This window comes from Methyloversatilis sp. RAC08, assembly GCF_001713355.1.
Classification (GTDB): domain Bacteria; phylum Pseudomonadota; class Gammaproteobacteria; order Burkholderiales; family Rhodocyclaceae; genus Methyloversatilis.
The window spans coordinates 2,240,063-2,257,807 of the sequence record NZ_CP016448.1 but is presented as its reverse complement, the minus strand read 5'-3'; the positions used below and the strand labels follow the sequence as shown (position 1 = coordinate 2,257,807).

The 17,745-nt window shown below is 66.2% G+C and carries 12 protein-coding genes; 3 read left to right on the top strand and 9 right to left on the bottom strand.

Annotation, left to right across the window (positions count from 1 at the left end; translation table 11 throughout):
- Positions 1-13 precede the first annotated feature (13 nt).
- The 3 genes from BSY238_RS10445 to BSY238_RS10435 form a co-directional block, all read right to left on the bottom strand.
- On the bottom strand, positions 14-1,042 hold the full coding sequence (locus BSY238_RS10445) for an XdhC family protein (RefSeq protein WP_069039087.1): 1,029 nt from the start codon (positions 1,040-1,042) through the stop codon (positions 14-16).
- Between the two features lie 253 nt (positions 1,043-1,295).
- Positions 1,296-3,512, bottom strand: coding sequence for a xanthine dehydrogenase family protein molybdopterin-binding subunit (locus BSY238_RS10440; RefSeq protein ID WP_069039086.1), 2,217 nt, complete (start codon positions 3,510-3,512; stop codon positions 1,296-1,298).
- 11 nt (positions 3,513-3,523) lie between these two features.
- Complete coding sequence (locus BSY238_RS10435) at positions 3,524-3,982, bottom strand: (2Fe-2S)-binding protein (RefSeq protein ID WP_069039085.1); 459 nt, start codon at positions 3,980-3,982, stop codon at positions 3,524-3,526.
- 134 nt (positions 3,983-4,116) lie between these two features.
- On the opposite strand from BSY238_RS10435, the gene BSY238_RS10430 reads away from it, so the two are divergent.
- Complete coding sequence (locus BSY238_RS10430) at positions 4,117-5,031, top strand: LysR family transcriptional regulator (protein WP_069039084.1); 915 nt, start codon at positions 4,117-4,119, stop codon at positions 5,029-5,031.
- Positions 5,032-5,049: 18 nt separating this feature from the next.
- Here the strand turns inward: BSY238_RS10430 and BSY238_RS10425 are convergent, their stop codons facing one another.
- The 3 genes from BSY238_RS10425 to BSY238_RS10415 are packed head-to-tail and all read right to left on the bottom strand — an operon-like array spanning position 5,050 to position 8,631.
- Positions 5,050-6,756, bottom strand: coding sequence for a nitric oxide reductase activation protein NorD (locus BSY238_RS10425; RefSeq protein WP_069039083.1), 1,707 nt, complete (start codon positions 6,754-6,756; stop codon positions 5,050-5,052).
- On the bottom strand, positions 6,740-7,594 hold the full coding sequence (locus tag BSY238_RS10420; protein WP_442922948.1) for a CbbQ/NirQ/NorQ/GpvN family protein: 855 nt from the start codon (positions 7,592-7,594) through the stop codon (positions 6,740-6,742). Before BSY238_RS10420 ends, BSY238_RS10425 begins: the two co-directional genes overlap by 17 nt.
- Complete coding sequence (locus BSY238_RS10415) at positions 7,591-8,631, bottom strand: aliphatic amidase (RefSeq protein WP_069039081.1); 1,041 nt, start codon at positions 8,629-8,631, stop codon at positions 7,591-7,593. The genes BSY238_RS10420 and BSY238_RS10415 overlap by 4 nt, the downstream gene beginning before the upstream one ends.
- A gap of 302 nt (positions 8,632-8,933) precedes the next feature.
- Between BSY238_RS10415 and BSY238_RS10410 the strand changes: the two genes are divergently transcribed.
- Together BSY238_RS10410 and BSY238_RS10405 are read left to right on the top strand one after the other, a co-directional pair.
- Positions 8,934-11,054 carry a type IV secretory system conjugative DNA transfer family protein gene (locus BSY238_RS10410; protein ID WP_069039080.1) on the top strand — a complete coding sequence of 707 codons (2,121 nt, stop codon included), beginning with the start codon at positions 8,934-8,936 and terminating at the stop codon, positions 11,052-11,054.
- A gap of 37 nt (positions 11,055-11,091) precedes the next feature.
- On the top strand, positions 11,092-12,009 hold the full coding sequence (locus BSY238_RS10405) for a hypothetical protein (RefSeq protein WP_069039079.1): 918 nt from the start codon (positions 11,092-11,094) through the stop codon (positions 12,007-12,009).
- Between the two features lie 30 nt (positions 12,010-12,039).
- Here the strand turns inward: BSY238_RS10405 and BSY238_RS10400 are convergent, their stop codons facing one another.
- The 3 genes from BSY238_RS10400 to BSY238_RS10390 all read right to left on the bottom strand — a co-directional run bounded on the left by BSY238_RS10400 (position 12,040) and on the right by BSY238_RS10390 (position 17,745).
- On the bottom strand, positions 12,040-13,731 hold the full coding sequence (locus tag BSY238_RS10400) for a SulP family inorganic anion transporter (protein ID WP_069039078.1): 1,692 nt from the start codon (positions 13,729-13,731) through the stop codon (positions 12,040-12,042).
- Positions 13,732-13,906: 175 nt separating this feature from the next.
- Positions 13,907-14,725 carry a spherulation-specific family 4 protein gene (locus BSY238_RS10395; protein WP_069039077.1) on the bottom strand — a complete coding sequence of 273 codons (819 nt, stop codon included), beginning with the start codon at positions 14,723-14,725 and terminating at the stop codon, positions 13,907-13,909.
- Positions 14,726-14,781: 56 nt separating this feature from the next.
- On the bottom strand, positions 14,782-17,745 hold the full coding sequence (locus BSY238_RS10390) for a bifunctional diguanylate cyclase/phosphodiesterase (protein ID WP_083224013.1): 2,964 nt from the start codon (positions 17,743-17,745) through the stop codon (positions 14,782-14,784).

The following is a 17,745-nucleotide window of genomic DNA, read 5'->3' as shown; positions in this document are numbered from 1 at the left end:
ATCGGAGCGGAACTCAGTGACGACCCGCCGCGCACGACGACAGCGTGTCCGCGGCGATGTCGAGTGCGGACTTGGCGTCGCGCACGTTCAATAACGTGTCGGCAGCGGCGCCGTTCTTCATCGCCACCAGTTCGGCCGCGATCGACACCGCGATTTCGGCTGGCGTGCGACTGCCGATGTACAGACCGGCCGGGCCGCGCAGACGATCGAGCTGTGCGTCGCTGACGTCGAATTCCTTCAGCCGCTCGCGCCGCGCATCATTGTTGCGGCGCGAACCGAGGGCGGCGACGTAGAAGGCGGGCGTCTTCAGTGCCTCCATCAGCGCCAGGTCATCCAGCTTCGGGTCGTGCGTCAGCGCGATGACCGCCATGCGGGCATCCGGCCGCATGGCGATCACCAGATCGTCCGGCATGTCGCGCGACAGCGTGCTGCCGGGCACCGCCCATTCGTCGCTGTATTCCTCGCGCGGGTCGCACACGGTGACCGCGAAATCGAGCGACTGCGCGATGCGCGCCAGGCTGGCCGACAGTTGGCCGGCACCGATCAGCAGCAGCCGGTAGCGCGGGCCGAACACGCTGATCAGCATGTGGCCGTCGAAATGCAGCGACTGATCGGCGTGTCCGGCGTGCAGCGTGGCGCGACCGCTGGCCAGATCGAGCCGGCGCGTCAGCAGATCGCCGCGTCCCAGTCGGGTCAGCAGTTCGTCGAGCGCCGCGGCGTCGGTCAGCGGTTCCAGCACCAGCTGCAGCGTGCCACCGCACGGCAGACCGAAGCGCCGCGCCTCGTCGGCGCTGACGCCATAGCTCACGACGTGGGCCGCGGCTGGCAGACCGTCACGCCGCAGCCGGAATATGAGGTCGTCCTCGATGCAGCCGCCGGACACCGAACCCACCGCCCGGCCGTCGTCGCGCAGTGCCAGCAGTGCACCGGGCGGGCGCGGCGACGAACCCCAGGTGCGCACCACGGTGGCCAGCATGACGCGATGACCGGCGCGCAGCCAGTCGCGCGCGCGGGTCAGAACTTCGAGATCGAGACTGTCCATGGTTTATCCGGACCTTTCCTGTCGGGGGTGATGTTGGGCATCGCTGCGCTCACCCCAACCTACGTTTCGTGCGTCTTGCCGTTGGTCGTGGTGCTGGGCATCGCTGCGCTCACTCCAACCTACGTTTCGTGCGTCTTGCCGTGGCCGTGGTGTTGGGCATCGCTGCGCTCACCCCAACCTACCTTGCACTTCGCACTGTCCAGGCCGTAGGTTGGGGTGAGCGCAGCGATGCCCAACATGCCACTTCCCCCGCCTATGCCGTCTGCAACTGTTCACCGATCGGTAGCGTGCGGATGCGCTTGCCGGTGGCGGCGTGCAGCGCGTTCACCAGCGCCGGCGCCAGCGGCGGCACACCCGGCTCGCCGACCCCGGTGGGCTTGGCGGCCGACTTCACGATATGCACCTCGACCTTCGGCATTTCGTTGATGCGCAGCACCGGGTGATCGCTGAAGTTCGACTGTTCGACCACGCCGTCCTTCAGCGTGATCGATCCGGTCAGCGCGGCCGACAGCGCGTAGCCGATGCCACCTTCCATCTGCGCGGCGATCACGTCCGGATTGACCGCGATGCCGCAATCGACCGCGCACACCACGCGGTCGACCTTGAACGTGCCGTCCTTCTGCACCGTCACCTCGACCACCTGGGCGACGAAGCTGGCGAACGATTCATGCACCGCCACGCCGCGGCCGCGCTTCGCGCCATCCTTCGACGGCGCCAGCGGCTTGTCCCAGCCGGCCTTGTCGGCCGCCAGCTTCAGCACGCCGGCATGGCGCGGATGCTTGTCGAGCAGGGCCATGCGGTAGGCCACCGGGTCCTTGCCGGCGGCGCCGGCCAGTTCGTCGATGAACACTTCGGTCGCGAAACCGGTGTGGGTCGAACCGACCGAACGCCACCACTGCACCGGCACCTTCACTTCGGCATTGGTGGTGTGCAGGTCGACATTCAGGTTCGGAATGGCATAGGGCAGCGTGGACGCACCCTCGACCGACAGCATGTCGATGCCTTCCTTAACCAGCATGCCTTCGAACGGCGAACCGGCGGCGATCGACTGGCCGACGATGCGCTGCTGCCAGGCGACCGGCATGCCCTTGGCGTCGAGCGCTGCGCGCACGCGGTGCAGGTAGATCGGCCGGTAGTAGCCGCCGCGCGTGTCGTCCTCGCGTGTCCATACCAGCTTGACCGGCGCGCGGCCCTTGATGGCCTGCACGATCTGCGCGGTTTCGAGCAGGTAGTCCGACTGCGGATTGGCGCGTCGGCCGAAACTGCCGCCGGCATACACCATGTTGAGCTTCACCTGCTCGAGCTTCAGGCCGAACATCTTGGCCAGCGCGAACTGGTCGCCGGTGTGCAGCTGTTCGCCGTTCCACACTTCGCAGCCGGCGGCGTCGAGCTTCATGACGCAGTTCAGCGGTTCCATCGACGCGTGGGCCAGGAAAGGGAAGGCGAATTCCGCCTCGATCACCTTGCCGGCCGCGCCGAGCGCCGCTTCGGCGTCGCCGTCCTTGCGTGCGGCCAGACCCGGCGTCTGCGCCAGTTCGCGGTAGCGGGCGACGATGGCGTCGCTGCTGCCGCGGTAGGCGGCGGATTCGTCCCACTCGATCTTCAGCGCGTCGCGGCCCTTCTTCGCGCTCCAGAAATCCTTCGCCAGCACGGCAACGCCATTCGGAATCGTGACCACGTCGGTCACGCCCGGGATGGCGCGCGCCGCCTTGTCGTCGACCGACGCGACCTTGCCGCCGAAGCGCGGCGGGTGGGCGACCACGGCGGTCAGCATGCCGGGCAGCTTCACGTCCTGCGTGAACACGGCGCGACCGGTGGTCTTGGACACGCTGTCGACGCGCGGTGCCGAGCGACCGATCAGCGTGAAATCCTTCGGGTCCTTCAATGTCACCTCGGCCGGCACCGTCTGCTTGCCGGCGGCTTCCGCCAGTTCGCCGAAGCCGGCCTTCTTTCCGCTGGCCGCGTGCGACACGACGCCCGCCTTCACGCTGATCTGGCTGGCCGGCACTTTCCACTGCTCCGCGGCTGCCGCCACCAGCATGGCGCGCGCGGTGGCGCCGGCGCGACGCATCTGTTCGAACGAATTGGCGATGGCGGTGCTGCCGCCGGTGCCCTGTGCCGGACCCCAGAACAGGTTGTTGTAGCGTTTGGCATCCGCCGGCGCGCCTTCGACCTTCACCTTCGACCAGTCGGCGTCCAGCTCTTCGGCCACCAGCGTGGCAAGCCCGGTGTAGACGCCCTGACCCATTTCGAGGTGCTTGGACACGATGGTCACCGTGCCGTCGGTGCCGATGCGGATGAAGGCACTGGGCGAGAACTCGCCGTCGACCATGGTGCTGCCGGCCAGACCGGGACCTGCTGCGGGGGTGTCAGCCATGACCGGCGTGACGATGGCCAGCGCCAGACCGGCACCGCCCTTCAGAAAACCGCGGCGGGTCGTCTGGAATGCATTTTCTATCCTGAAGTTCATGGGTGCGCTCCTCAAGCCAGTGTCTTGGCGGCTTCGTGGATGGCCGCACGGATGCGGACATAGGTGGCGCAGCGACACACGTTGCCGCTCATCGCGGCGTCGATGTCGGCGTCGCTCGGCTTAGGGTTGCTCGCCAGCAGCGCAGTGGCCGACATGATCTGGCCGGACTGGCAGTAGCCGCACTGCACCACGTCCAGCTTCTGCCAGGCGGCCTGCACGGCGGCCCCAACCTTCGCTTCGCCGACCGCTTCGATGGTGGTGATCTTCTTGCCGGCGACGGCCGACAACGGCGTGACACAGGAACGCGTCGGCTGGCCATCGACATGCACCGTACAGGCGCCGCACATGGCGATGCCGCAGCCGTACTTGGTGCCGGTCATGTCGAGGCCGTCGCGCAGCGCCCACAGCAGCGGGGTGTCGTCGGGCAGGTCGACCGCAACGTCGCGGCCATTCAGGTTGATCTTTGCCATGGGAATCCTCCGGGAAAGGCAGCAGCAGCGGCAGCGCTGCGCCGCAGACGCACGCGAATGACGCAGCGGTATGCAATGGACTGCACGGTATCCGCTTTGTTTTATTAGGTCGACTGGTTAATCTTGCAAGACCTATGAAGCCAGACTTAAAGATAGACGCAGCCATCCTGCCCGCGCTGACCGCCTTCGAATGCGTCGCACGGCACGTCAGTTTTTCGCGCGCGGCGGCCGAACTGGGCGTGTCGGCGTCGGCGCTGTCGCAGTCGGTACGCGGGCTGGAACAGCGGCTGGGCGTGCGCCTGCTCACCCGCACCACGCGCCGCGTCGCGCTGACCGAGGAGGGCGAACGCTTCTACGACGGCGTGCGCGTGGGTCTGGACGAACTGGGCAGTGCGCTCGAACTGCTGGCGCAATCGCGCGGCCAGGCCACGGGCACAGTGCGCATCAACATGCCGCGCGTCGCCTACGGCCTGCTGATCGCGCCGCATCTGGCCAGCTTCGCGGTGCGCCACCCCGAGGTCGGGCTCGAATTCGCGCTCGACGACGGGCTGGCCGACATCGTCGCCGCGCGCTTCGACGCCGGCATGCGGCTGGGCGAAAGCATCGAAGCCGACATGGTGGCGGTACGCATCGGCGGGGCACAACGCATGATCACCGTCGCCGCACCGGATTACCTCGCCCGGCGCCCGGCACCGCGCACGCCGGAAGACCTCGCCGCACACGAGTGCGTGCGCTACCGCTACCTGTCGAGCGGGCGCACCGCGCGCTGGGTGTTCCAGCGCGACGACCGCACGCTCGAAGTCGAGGTTGGCGGCCGCTTCATCGTGAATGACGCCGATGCGGAAATCGACCTCGCCTGCCGCGGCTTCGGGCTGGCGCAATCGCTCGAATCGCTGGTCGCCGCCGATCTGGCTGGCGGCCGGCTGGTGCGCGTGCTCGAACGCTTCGAAATGCCGCTGTCCGCCTTCCATCTGTATTTTCCGAGCCGCGCGCAGATGCCGGCACGGCTGCGCGTGTTCATCGACCACTTCCAGGCGGCCAATGGCTGAGATGCAAGGGGCTGCGCTTCAGGACTTGCCTCGTGCAGCCTGCATCTGCATCAGAAGCGTCTGCGCCAGTCGCGCGGCGCCGGGCAGCGCAACGTAGCTGCCGGAGTGGAACACCCGGCGCAACGCCGACGAGGCGCCATCGGGCGCGCTGTGCAGGCAGGCGACCGCAATGCCCGCGCGGCGCGCGTCGGCGAGCGCGTGCGCCAGGTCTTCGGTCAGGTAGCGCGGATCATGGATGTCGACGTCGTGCGGCTCGCCGTCGGTCAGCAGCAGGATGAGGCTGCGCGACCGTGCCGGCAGCTGTGCCGTGGCGTGGCGCAGCGCAGCGCCCATGCGGGTCGAGCCGGCGCTGACCAGCCCGCCGGCACGCGCCAGCACGGCCTCGTCGCAGGCCATTTCCTCGCGATCCTTGACGCGCTGCACGCGCACTCTGTGGCGCGTGTCGGATGCGAAGGCTTGAACCGTGCAGCGATGTCCGGTGGCTTCCAGTGCCGCGGCGGCGAGCAACGCCGCCTCGCGCAGCGCCTCCAGCACGGTGCGCCCTGACGGCAACGTAAGCGCGGTTGACGCCGACGTATCGATCAAAAGCAGCACGTCGATCACCTCGACGCGGGCCGCGCTGTCGCGGTACAGCCGGCGCTCCGGCTCGTGTCCGGCGCGCCGCGCGATGCCGGCATCGATCAGCGCGCCGGTGTGCAGCAGATCGCCGTCCTTGCTGCGCCCCTGTGTCGGCCGGCGATCCGACACGGCCGCCGCCTGCAGCAGGCGCACCGTGCGCGCGAGGTGGCGTTCAAGTCCGGCGCGCACGGCGGATGTCCGCGCCCGCGGTGCCGGTGTTTCGATCACGGTGCACCAGTCCGGGCGGGCGCGGCCGATCAGGCGATCCCATTCCGGATAGGTCACGGTGCGCAGCGCCGATTCGATCTGCAGCACGCTCGCGGCCGCGTCGCCGGCGTCGCTGCCCGGTGTGCCTTGCGGCGGCGGGCGTTCGAAGGTCGTATCGGCGTCGTCATCGCCCGACGCACCGTCCGCATCCGGCAGTTCCTGCTCCAGTGGCGTGGCCGACGGCGGCAGTTTTTCGTCGCGCACCCATAGATGGTGATTGTCATCCCGGTAAGCGACAGGTTCGACCTGCCAGCCGCCGGGGTTCAGGCGCAGCCGCATCTGGCCGACGTCATTGCCGAGCCGTGACGCGGCCTCGCGCAGCTGTGCCGGTGTTTCGAGCGCGAGCCCGCCCTGCGGCGTGAAGAACAGGCCGCGCACTTTCGCCATCCAGGCGTGGCCATCCTCATGCGCAGGATCGAACAGGCAGTGTGAAAGACGCGCCAGCAGGGCCTCTGCACCGTTGCCCCAGCTCGCGTCGGCGACGTGATGCGGCGCCCACAGACGGCGCAGACCGGGCAGCGCCTGCATGGCCAGCCATTCGACGCGCGCATCTTCCAGAATTTCGAGCAGGGCGCGTTGCACCGGCTTCAGCCGCGCGCGCTCGAAGGGTTCGCCACCGAAACTCAGGTGTGCCGCGGCGTGCGCCGCGCGGGCGCGCTGCAGCGCGTCATCGCCGAGCGCCGGCAGATGCAGCACCGGCCGGCTGCCTTCGATGCCGAGTATCGGGCGCGCCACGTCATTGGCGGCCGGCAACGTGGTCAGCCGGGGCGCCACATCCCACAGCGCGCGCAGATACAGCGACAGCGCTCGCGTGCCGGCGGGTTCAGGCGAAGCAGGCATCGATGGCCGCGATCAGCGCCGCCGCGACTTCGCGGTCGTCGGTCAGCGGGCCGGCCACGGCCTGCCGGCAGGCGGAACGTGCCGACAGGCCCTGCGCGATCAGCGCGCCGGCATGGATCAGCATGCGCGTACTGGCACCTTCGTCGAGTGCGTCGCCGGCCAGCCGGCGCGTGCGCTCGGCGAGCGCCACCAGCTGGCGCGCGGTGGCTTCGTCGATGCCGCTTTCGTGCATGACGATGGCGCATTCGTGCGCCGCGTCCGGGTAGCCGAATTCGAGCGCGGTGAAGCGCTGCCGGGTCGACGGCTTGAGCGTCTTGTGCACGCCGTGATAGCCCGGGTTGTACGACACGACCAGCCGGAAATCAGGGTGCGCGTGCAGCAGTTCGCCGGTCGCGGCCAGCGGCAACTGGCGCCGCGCATCGGTCAGCGGATGGATGAGCACGGTGGTGTCGGCGCGCGCTTCGACCACCTCATCGAGATAGCAGATCGCGCCGCAGCGCACCGCGCGCGTCAGCGGGCCGTCCTGCCAGCGCGTGCCTGAGGCGTCGAGCAGGAAGCGCCCGATCAGGTCGCCGGCGGTCAGGTCTTCGTGGCAGGCGACCGTGATAAGCGGCAGGCCGAGCTTCCACGCCATGTACTCGACGAAGCGTGTCTTGCCGCAGCCGGTCGGGCCCTTGAGCATGACCGGCAGGTGCCGCGCATGCGCTGCCTCGAAGGCCTCGACTTCGTCGCCAGCGGCCGAGTAATACGGCTCGTCGGCGACGCGCCAGTCTGCCAGCGGGCCCGCGCCCGCCGCACCGTCCGCCCGCCGCAGGTCGGCGGTCGCGGGCGCGTTCACTTGTGGCCGACGGTGGCCGGATTGGGCAGCCCTTCGATCGGACATTCCTCGGTGCCGACGGTGTCGCGCGTAAAGGCCTCGACCGCCTTGCGCGTGCCTTCCGGATCGTTGATCCACTTCGAGTAGAAGTCGTACGGGCAGGCCGCCACGCCCTTGTCGCCTTCGCGCGAATTGATCAGGCCGGTGTAGCCGCGGTGCAGCAGCTTGAACAGATGGTTCTCCGACTGGCCGTTCTTGCGGAAGTCGCGGATCAGGCTCTTGGACAGCGCGGCGTACTGCAGACCCATCTCTTCTTCGCCGCATTCGCCCAGCGTGCGGCCGTCGAAGCCGATGATGGCCGAGTGGCCGAAGTAGGAATACACGCCATCGAAGCCGGCCGCATTAGACACCGCGACATAGACGTTGTTGGCGAAGGCCATGGCCTTCGAAATCATGATCTGCTGTTCCTTGGCCGGATACATGTAGCCCTGGCAGCGCACGATCAGTTCGGCGCCCTTCATCGCGCAGTCGCGCCAGATTTCCGGGTAGTTGCCGTCGTCGCAGATGATCAGGCTGACCTTCAGGCCCTTCGGGCCTTCGGACACATAGGTGCAGTCGCCCGGGTACCAGCCCTCGATCGGCACCCAGGGCATGATCTTGCGGTACTTCTGCACCACCTCGCCCTGATCGTTCATCAGGATGAGCGTGTTGTACGGCGCCTTGTTCGGATGTTCCTCGTGCTGTTCGCCGGTCAGAGAAAAAACGCCCCACACCTTGGCCTTGCGGCAGGCGTCGGCAAAGATCGCCGTCTCGTCGCCGGGTACGGTGGTCGCCGTGTCATACATTTCCTTCGAGTCATACATGATCCCGTGCGTGCTGTATTCCGGGAAGATGACCAGATCGAGACCCGGCAGGCCGGCCTTCATGCCGATCAGCATGTCGGCGATCTTGCGTGCGTTGTCGAGTACTTCGGCCTTGGTGTGCAGGCGCGGCATCTTGTAATTGACGACCGCGACGCCGACCGTGTCCTTGCTGCTCGAAATGTCTCCGTGGTGCATGAAATCCTCGCTGGCAGAATGGAATCAACTGTCCATTGTGCGAACGATGGTTCGCGCGCCAATACGTCGATTGACGTATCGGGCGACCTGTCATCGTGCCTCGCGATCGGTCGATCGTGTGCCGCAAGCCTTGCGCGTGCGCGCCAGCACCCGCAAACTCCCCTTGGGGTGGTCAGCCCCGTTCGACAGCTCGATACAAAAAACTGGTGCATCCGCGCGCCGCAGAACGACGCGGCGCCGGAACGGACACGTCACCGTTTCCGGCCCGATGCGGAGTGCCGATCAACCGGGAGTCAGCACGCATGGAGTTCTTCTTCAGGCTGTTCAGCATTGGCATCTTTCTGGCCGGCTTTGTAGCGATCGGGTTCTTCTGGCACCGCAAGGCGCTGGCAGGCGCCCACTCGGCCACCGTGCCGGCGGACTTCGCCGCCTTCCTGCCGCAGTGGTTCAGACAGCACGTCGTCGCGATCATCGTGGGCGTCATCGCGACCTGGGTGCTCGATATCCTCGGCAGCGCCATCGTGCTCGGTTTCTGCGGCTGGCTGTGGTTCAAGCCCAAGGGCGCCGAAAAGGTGACCTACTCGAAGGAAAAGGATCTGAAGAAGAAGGCTGACGAAGCGGCCGAGCAATGGCTGCAAAGCCTCGGCCCGACCCATGCGGCGCGCGTGCCGGTCATCGATGCCTTGTTCACCGAGCGATCGCAGACGCTTGAAGTGAGCCACTACTGCACATGGCAGTACGCGGGCGAGGACGACCGCTGGAAGGACGCTTACTACTGGACAACCGTCAGCCGCAGCCTGGCGGCGATGGACAACAAGGAACGCGAGTTCCTGCGCATCGCCGAATTGCTGAACAGTTCGGCCGACGGCAAGGATGCACTCTACCGTGGCTGGCGATTTGCGCTCGTGTGGTCGCAGGGCAAGGGGACCAGCGGCGCGTCGCAGTGGAATCTGGGCAATGCAAACAACGAAGCCAAGACACCGCGTCAGGCGCTCGACCATGCCGTCGAGCGACTCCATTTTTCAGTCGACAACGTCATCACGAAAATCCTGAGCCATCTCGCCGAACTGAAGGGCAAGCCCGATCTGCCGGCCGGCATCCGCGAGCTCGTGCAGGACGCCAGCGATCAGCTGATCGGCGGCGGCAGCACCTGGTTGCGGCCGGCCGACATCGGCAAGACCGTATTCGCCGAGTCAGGCGGTTTCCCGCTGTATATCGGCTCGTTTGCCGACGGTACGCCGCTGACCTATTCCGGTGAAGGATCGATGGTCACCATCGCGCCGCCCGGGTCGGGCAAGACGCAGTGCAACGTATTTCCGAATCTGCTGGCGTGGCCGGGACCGGCAGTCGTGCTCGACGTGTCGGGCGACATCTACGAGAACACCAGCAAGTGGCGGGCCGAAAACGTCGGGCCGGTATTCCGTTTCAACCCACTCGAACCGGACCAGAGTCACCACTACAACCCGCTCGCCTTCGTGCGCAGTGCACCGGAATTCATCTGGGAAGATGCCCGCCTGCTGGCCGACATGATGATCGTGCCGAGCGGGGCAGCCGATCCGTTCTGGGAGAACGAGGCGCGCACCGTGCTGTGCGCCGCCATCGCCAACGTGTGCTACCAGAACCCGCCCGAAAAGCGTCCGATGCATGCGGTGCTTGACGTGATGTTCGGTGGCGAGGCGTGGGACACCATGATTCTCGAACTGAAGATCGCCGTGGATGTGCGCGTCATGATGCAGACCGCCACCGCACTCGGCGAAATGCCGGAGAAGACGCGTTCCAGCGTGCTGCAGACGGCACGTTCCAGCCTCAACGCATGGACCGGCGAGCGCGTGGCGCGCATCACCGATCGCTCCGACTGGAGCCCGGAAGATCTGCGCAGCGGCAGCAACCCGACCATCTACATCGTCGTGCCGCCGAATGCGGTCGAATCCTATCTGTCGCTGCTGCGCGTGTTCATCGGCCAGCACATCCGCATGCTGACCGGAGGCAAGGTGCCGGCGCGCGGTTCGGCACCGATCCTGATCATGCTCGACGAGTTGCCGCGCCTGAAGGAAATGCCGCCGGTCGACGAGGCACTCAACATCGGCCGCAAGTACGGCCTGCGGCTGTGGATGTTCGCGCAGAGCGTGGGACAGTTGCGCAATGCCTACAAGAACGCGGACGGCATGCTGGGCAGCTGCGCGGTACGCATCTTCATGAACCCGACCGGCGCCGACGGTCTGGCCGAACGGCTGTCGGACGAGATCGGTTTCGTCGACGCACTTGATGGTTCGCGCAAGAAGCTGGTCGAGGCGTCGGAACTGGCCGGCCCCAACTACCGCGAACAGCAGATCGTGCTCGGTCTGGCGACGCGTCCGGCCAAGGTCAGCAAGGACTATGCGTGGCGCAATGAAGACCTGAAGGCGCGCATGGGCAGCGTATGAATCCGGGCCACGTTGGCCAGCCATCCGGAGTGACCCCATGAGCAGTCCCGACTATCGGCTCGAACTGGAGCGTCTGGCGATACAGCGCGGCGTGCTGTTGAACGAACTTGCGATTGCACGGCAGGCTGCCGAACTGTCGCCGCACTCCGGCCACGACATCGTGCCGTCGTCACGCGCGCCGGAGGTAATCACGGTCGAGATCGCGCGGGTTGACGCGCAGATCGAACAGACGACGAAGGACCTGGCACTTGCCCGTCAGGAGTTGAATGATCTGGTCAGGATCGATGACGAACGGAAGCGGATCGAGAACTTTGCCGATCTGGCTCAGAACGCGGCGAAGATCATCGACCCGGATCTGCCTCCGACGCTGAATACCGAGGTGCAGATCGCACCGGGCATCAACACCGATCAGGCTTTTCAGGCCGCGGAAACACCCAGTCCGCTGGATGCGATGCTGATGATGGGGGCGCTTGCAGCGGGCGTGCTGACGTCGAAGCAGCAGGAAATCCAGGCGCCGGAAGCACCGCAGCCGGCGGAACGGGCGCTCGAACCGCTGCCGCAGCCCGCGGCGCCGCAGGAACGCAGCCTTGCCGAAACAGGCATTTATCAGCTGCCCGGTGGCGCAGCTTTTCCGGAACAGCCAGCCGCCATTCTCGCGATGTCGCAGCAGGTCCGGATGGATGTCGACCCGGCCATCGCAGCCATCGACGAGAAGTACGAACAGAAGAAGCAGGAACTCGACGGCAAGCTCGCCACGCTGCAGGAGAAGTTCGACGAGCGTCATGCCGACAAGAGCGCCGACGAGAAGCAGGCCCTTCAGGCCAAACTCGACCAGCAGTTCGACGAGTTGCGCGCGCAGCTGGAAAAGGCGCAGGAGCAGGAACGGCAGCGCGCGCTCGACGAGCAGACCCGACAGATGGCCGATCTCGCCAGGAACCGTGACGACGGTCGGTAGCGATGCAATCCGATCGAGTGGCTGGCGCTGTCAGACGTAGGACACGCCGGGGTTTCGGGGCATCACCGTCTGCGCGCGCAGCAGCGCATCGGTCAGATTGCCGGCGATGTTCTCCTCGCCCAGCCGGTCGGCGAAGCCCGAGCGGCGGATCAGCGAACCCGGCTGTTCGTTCAGGTCGCACAGGATGAGCGTGGCGCCGCGCCGAGCGAGGTTGCGCTGCAGCGTCTGCAGGATGTCCAGCCCAGTCGTGTCCACGCTGATCACCTTTTCCAGGTCGAGGATGACCGCGTCCGGGTGACCGTCCTGCATCAGCAGCAGATTTTCCAGCTTGTTGGCGGCGCCGAAGAACAGCGACCCGGTCAGCCGGTAGGCCAGGATGCGCGGTGTGCCGTCGGGCCGGGCAAGCGCCTCGACGCCGTAGAAGTCCTCGAGCGGCAGGCGCTCGATGCGCGTCAGGTCGGACATGCGGTAGATGAAGAACAGGCTGGCCAGCGCCATGCCCAGTTCGACCGCCAGCGTCAGGTCGAACACCACGGTGACGAAGAAGGTGGCCAGCAGGATGGTGCGGTAGGCGGTCGAGTAGCGCGCCAGTTCCTTCGGCGCGAAGGCGTGCCACTCGCCCATGTTGACCGCCACGACGACGACGATGGCCGACAGGGTGGCGAGCGGAATGTGGCTGGCCAGAGGCGCCAGCGCCAGCACGATGGTCAGCAGCACGCCGGCGTGGATGATGCCGGCCACCGGTGTGCGGCCGCCGGTGCGCACATTGGTCGCGGTGCGCGCGATGGCGCCGGTGGCGGCAAAACCGCCGAACAGCGGCGCCGCGACATTGGCGATGCCCTGCGCCATCAGTTCCTGGTTCGGGTCGTGCCGGTCGTCGATCTGGCTGTCGGCGATGCGCGCCGACAGCAGCGATTCGATGGCACCCAGCAGCGCGATGGTCAGTGCCGGCGCGATCAGCTTGCCGAGCAGGCCGAACGACAGCGCCGGCAGTCCGATGTCCGGCAGCTCGCGCGGGATGCCGCCGAAGCGGCTGCCTATGGTGTCGACCGGCAGCAGGATGAAGGCATTCACCGCGGTCGCGATGACCAGCACCGCGAGCGGGCCGGGCAGGCGACGCATCCATGCGACCTCCTTGGCCAGCCGGTTCCAGCCCAGCAGTACGGCGAGCGAGGCGCACGACAGCGCGAGCGTGGCGCCGTCGAGCGTCGGCAGCGCCCGGTAGAGCGCTTCCATCTTGCCGAAAAATTCGCCCGGCAGGCTGTCGACACGCAGACCGAGAAAATCCTTGATCTGCGATACGAAGATGACTACCGCGATGCCGTTGGTGAAGCCGATGACGACCGACAGCGGGATGAAGCGGATCATGCTGCCGAGCCGGAACGCGCCCATGGCCAGCAGCATGACGCCGGACATCATGGTGGCGATCAGCAGGTTCTGTACGCCGTAATCGACGACGATGGCGTAGATGATGGGAATGAAGGCGCCGGTCGGGCCGCCGATCTGCACCCGCGAGCCGCCGAGGGCGGAAATCAGGAAGCCGGCGACGATGGCGGTCCAGATGCCGGCGGTCGGCGACATGCCGCTGGCGATCGCAAACGCCATGGCCAGCGGGAGCGCGAGCACGCCGACCGTGATGCCGGCCGACAGGTCGCCGGAAAACTGCCCGCGGTCATAGCCGCGCAGCGTGTCAATCAGCTTGGGTCGGAACTGGATGTTCATGAAATCTCCGCATCGATAGTGAGTGCCATGCGATGTACGGAGAGGGGCGCCAGCGGGCGGCGCGCTGCCGGACGACCCAGCGACGGGTCGGTGTCAGTGGCACGGTATGGCGCCGGAAATGCTCATGGGGACATTGTCGGCTGCACTGCGGGTACCTGTCCAGCGCCTGCGCGCTTCAGCGCGCAGGCCGGCGCAGGCGAGCGGCGAGCAGCGCGAGGCCGGCGACGAAGCTGGCCCAGACCGATGGTTCCGGCACCGCTGCAGCGTAGGCGGTTTCGGCTGCCCAGTAGGTCGGCAGCGTGTCCCACGGGTTGTCGCCGCGATCGTCCGTGACATAGACGTGGCCGACGTTGTGCGCCCGCGCCGTATCGATGACGGTGCGCATCGCATCGGCATCCGCCACGTCATAGACCAGATGCGCGAAACGCGTGGCGTCCTGCGCTGCGGTCCACGCGTCCGGCTCGTAGCCGGCGTATTCGGCAGCCGGGCTTTCGAAGGTGACCAGCACGTCGGCGGTCGCCAGCCAGGCCTCCGGCGTCTGCGTGCCCGGGTTGGCGACGATGTGGTTCCGCGCGAAGCCGCCCTTGATGTAGGCGTGCAGCGACTGGTAGTAGCCGAGGTGCTGCGCGAGGTTCGACACCTCGTCGAGAAAGATGCCGTCCACGCCGTACTGCGCGTAGTAGCGGTCGATCTCGGCCTTCACCAGCGCTTCGCTGCGCGCGCCGTAGCCGGTGTACACATAGCCGATCAGGCGACCGCCGGCTGCCTGAAAGGTATTCGCCACCGCTGCATAGTCGCTGTCAAAGGCGGCACCGGGGCCGCTGTCCGGGTTCAGGATGGCGGTGATGGCCACGTCCGGCGCAGCCTCGGTCAGCGTCTGCCAGTAGGTGACGCCATCATCCACCGGATAGAAGTACGCCGGGACCAGCAGTTCGAGTGCGCTGACGGTGTGGCTGCTGAACATGAGTAAGGCACTGGCGATGAACTTGTTCATGACGACTCCGGATCGGGCGATGCGCGGATCATCCGGTCATTGTGCGGCGTTGTCGATCACAGCGGCTGCGGGGCGTCGGCGAGGAAGGCCTCGAACGCCTCGGCGGTAAGCGGGCGGGCGAACAGATAGCCTTGTGCATAGTCGCAGCCCGCCACGATCAGCAGGTCGCGCTGTTCGGCGGTTTCCACGCCTTCGGCAATCACCTTGATGCCCAGCTTGTGCGCCATGACGATCATCGCCTCGCACAGCGCCAGTTCGCTCGAATGCGGCGCCAGCCCCTGCACGAACGAGCGGTCGATCTTCAGATAATCGATGGCGAACTTGTTCAGGTAGGACAGCGACGAGTAGCCGGTACCGAAATCGTCCAGCGACACCTGTACGTGCGCTTCACGCATGCGATGCAGCTTGTCGAGCACCTGCGCATCGGCGTCGAGCAGCGTGCCTTCGGTGATTTCGACCGTGACCAGTTCGCCGGAGGCACCGGCCTGAAGCAACACCTGCACGATGTCGGGATACTGCGACTTCTTGTTGCGGAACTGCACCGGTGACTGATTCACGCTGATCTGCACCGGGGCGTCGAACTGCTGCTCGAGATAGAGCGCGAAGGCCAGCGCGGTGCGCGTAATCCAGTCACCCAGTTCCATGATGAGGCCGGTTTCTTCGGCAATCGGAATGAAATCGGCCGGCGACACGATGCCGCGCTCCGGGTGGTTCCAGCGGATCAGCGCTTCGGCCTTGCGTGTCTGCCCGGTCGCCAGATCGACGATGGGCTGATACACCATGTAGAACTGCTTTTTCGCGATGGCCTCGTGCATGTCACCGACCAGGCGCATGCGCTTTTCCGCACGCTGCTGCATCGACGGGGTGAAATAGCTCAGACGGTTGCGCCCCAGATGCTTGGCGTCGTACATCGCCTGATCGGCCTGCTTGAGCAGATCTTCGATGCAGCGCGCGTCATGCGGATAGAGCGTGATGCCGATCGAGGCCGTCACGTACACAAGTTCCGATTCGAGATGAAAAGGGCGCTGCAGGGCATCGAGGATGTTCTGCGCGATGCGCTCGGCCGTGTCCATGTCGTCGAGCCCTGACACGACGACCGTGAATTCGTCGCCGCCCAGTCGTGCCACGAGATCGGTATCCCGCAGACAGGACGACAGGCGCTGAGCCGCCAGTTGCAGCAGCAGGTCGCCGCGGTGGTGGCCGAGCGTGTCGTTGATTTCCTTGAAGTGGTCGAGGTCGATGAACATGACCGCCAGCGGCTGACCGGTGCGGCGAGACTGGCGTATTTCGTGATCGAGCCGGTCGAGCAGCATGAGCCGGTTGGGCAGCTGCGTCAGCGCATCGTAATTGGCTTGACGCCAGATGATGTCCTCGGTCTTCTTCTTCTCGCTGATGTTGCGCACGATGCCGAGCACCGCCGGTGCACCCTGGAACATGAAACGCGAAGCGATCAGTTCGATCCAGATGACCTCGGCACCCCCCTTGCGCAGAAACTTCGCCTCGTACTGACGCACCGGTTCGATGGCACCGCTGATGCGCTGAACGAAGCGCTCGGTCCACAGATCGAGAAAATCAGGATGTACGATCTGGTCGAAGCGCAGGCCGGTGAATTCATCCGGCGCATAGCCCAGCATGTGCGGCAGCGCCGGGTTGCTGAACACGAAGCGGAAGTCCTGCGACACGAACACGCCGTCGGCCATCGCGTTGAGCAATGCACGGTGGCCGAACTCCGCGGCTTCCAGCTCCATCAGCACGCGCCGGCGATCGGTCACGTCGGTGTGCGTACCGACCATGCGCAACGGCTCACCGGCTTCATCGTGGCTGACGACCTTGCCGCGATCGAGTATCCAGCGGTACGCACCGTCCTTGCATCGCACGCGGTGCTCGTTGATGTAGGTCGTGGTTTCGCCGCGTATGTGTGCCTGCACATCCGCCATCACCGACGACATGTCATCCGGATGCACACGCGATGTCCATTCCGTCAGATCCGAACCGATTTCGTGCTCTTCGAAGCCCAGCATGCTCTTCCAGCGCCGGCTGAAGAAGACTGTGCTGTCGGGGATGTTCCAGTCCCACAGCCCGTCTCCCGAACCTTCGATGGCAAATTTCCAGCGGATTTCGCTGTCGAGCAGCTTCTGCTCGGCAAGCCGTTGCGACGTCAGGTCGCGCCAGGTGGTGATGAACACCTGGCGGCCCTGCATAGTCAGCGCGGTGAGCAATACTTCGATGACCAGCGTGTCGCGGTACGGACTGCAGATGGCCCACTGGAAGCGGTGGCTGCCTTCGCGCGCAGCGATGGCATTCATTTCCAGGGCCTTCTCGGCCGAATCGCGCCCGTCCGGCTGCCGCCGCGGCGAAATGTCGGCCGGGCTGAGGGCACGGATTTCGTCCCGATTCGGATAACCGAGCATTTCCATCGCTGCCGGATTCCAGTCGATGAAAACGCCCGACGCCGCGTCGAGCAACAGCATCGGATCGGCGATCTTGTCGAACAGCAGCTTGAAGCGCCTGTCGTCTTCGGCGATCGAGGTGACCTGCCTGAGCGCGCGCATCAGCTCGAACTGGTCCATCACCATCCGGGCCAGCGCCTGCAGCTGGCCGATCGCGCGCGCGGCGAGCTGGCGGGGCTGACGATCGGCGATGCACAGCACACCGAGGGCGCGGCCGTCGTCTGCCCTGAGCGGAACGCCGGCGTAGAAGCGCAGGCCGAGCGGGCCGGTGACCAAGGGGTGGTCGCGCTCGACCGGCGACGCCCGGGCGTCTTCGACGATGTAGGCGCCGTCCTGCTGGATGGCGGACGAGCACAGCCCGTTGCAGCGCGGAATCTCGCGCACATCGAGACCGTGCGCCGACTTGAACCACAGACGGTCGGCATCCACCAGGGTGACCATGGCCAGCGGAACCTGCATGAGTTCGGCCGTCAGCGCGGTGATGTTGTCGAAACGTTCATCACGCGGCGTGTCGAGTATGTCGTAGCGCCTCAGTGTGTCGAGGCGCTTCGATTCCTCATCGATGGACAT

What these genes read in the sequence shown, in the direction of transcription:
- BSY238_RS10445 (WP_069039087.1), bottom strand. Translation starts at nt 1,042, where the DNA reads ATGGACAGTCTCGATCTCGAAGTTCTGACCCGCGCGCGCGACTGGCTG.
- BSY238_RS10440 (WP_069039086.1), bottom strand. Translation starts at nt 3,512, where the DNA reads ATGAACTTCAGGATAGAAAATGCATTCCAGACGACCCGCCGCGGTTTT.
- BSY238_RS10435 (WP_069039085.1), bottom strand. Translation starts at nt 3,982, where the DNA reads ATGGCAAAGATCAACCTGAATGGCCGCGACGTTGCGGTCGACCTGCCC.
- BSY238_RS10430 (WP_069039084.1), top strand. Translation starts at nt 4,117, where the DNA reads ATGAAGCCAGACTTAAAGATAGACGCAGCCATCCTGCCCGCGCTGACC.
- BSY238_RS10425 (WP_069039083.1), bottom strand. Translation starts at nt 6,756, where the DNA reads ATGCCTGCTTCGCCTGAACCCGCCGGCACGCGAGCGCTGTCGCTGTAT.
- BSY238_RS10415 (WP_069039081.1), bottom strand. Translation starts at nt 8,631, where the DNA reads ATGCACCACGGAGACATTTCGAGCAGCAAGGACACGGTCGGCGTCGCG.
- BSY238_RS10410 (WP_069039080.1), top strand. Translation starts at nt 8,934, where the DNA reads ATGGAGTTCTTCTTCAGGCTGTTCAGCATTGGCATCTTTCTGGCCGGC.
- BSY238_RS10405 (WP_069039079.1), top strand. Translation starts at nt 11,092, where the DNA reads ATGAGCAGTCCCGACTATCGGCTCGAACTGGAGCGTCTGGCGATACAG.
- BSY238_RS10400 (WP_069039078.1), bottom strand. Translation starts at nt 13,731, where the DNA reads ATGAACATCCAGTTCCGACCCAAGCTGATTGACACGCTGCGCGGCTAT.
- BSY238_RS10395 (WP_069039077.1), bottom strand. Translation starts at nt 14,725, where the DNA reads ATGAACAAGTTCATCGCCAGTGCCTTACTCATGTTCAGCAGCCACACC.
- BSY238_RS10390 (WP_083224013.1), bottom strand. Translation starts at nt 17,745, where the DNA reads ATGTCCATCGATGAGGAATCGAAGCGCCTCGACACACTGAGGCGCTAC.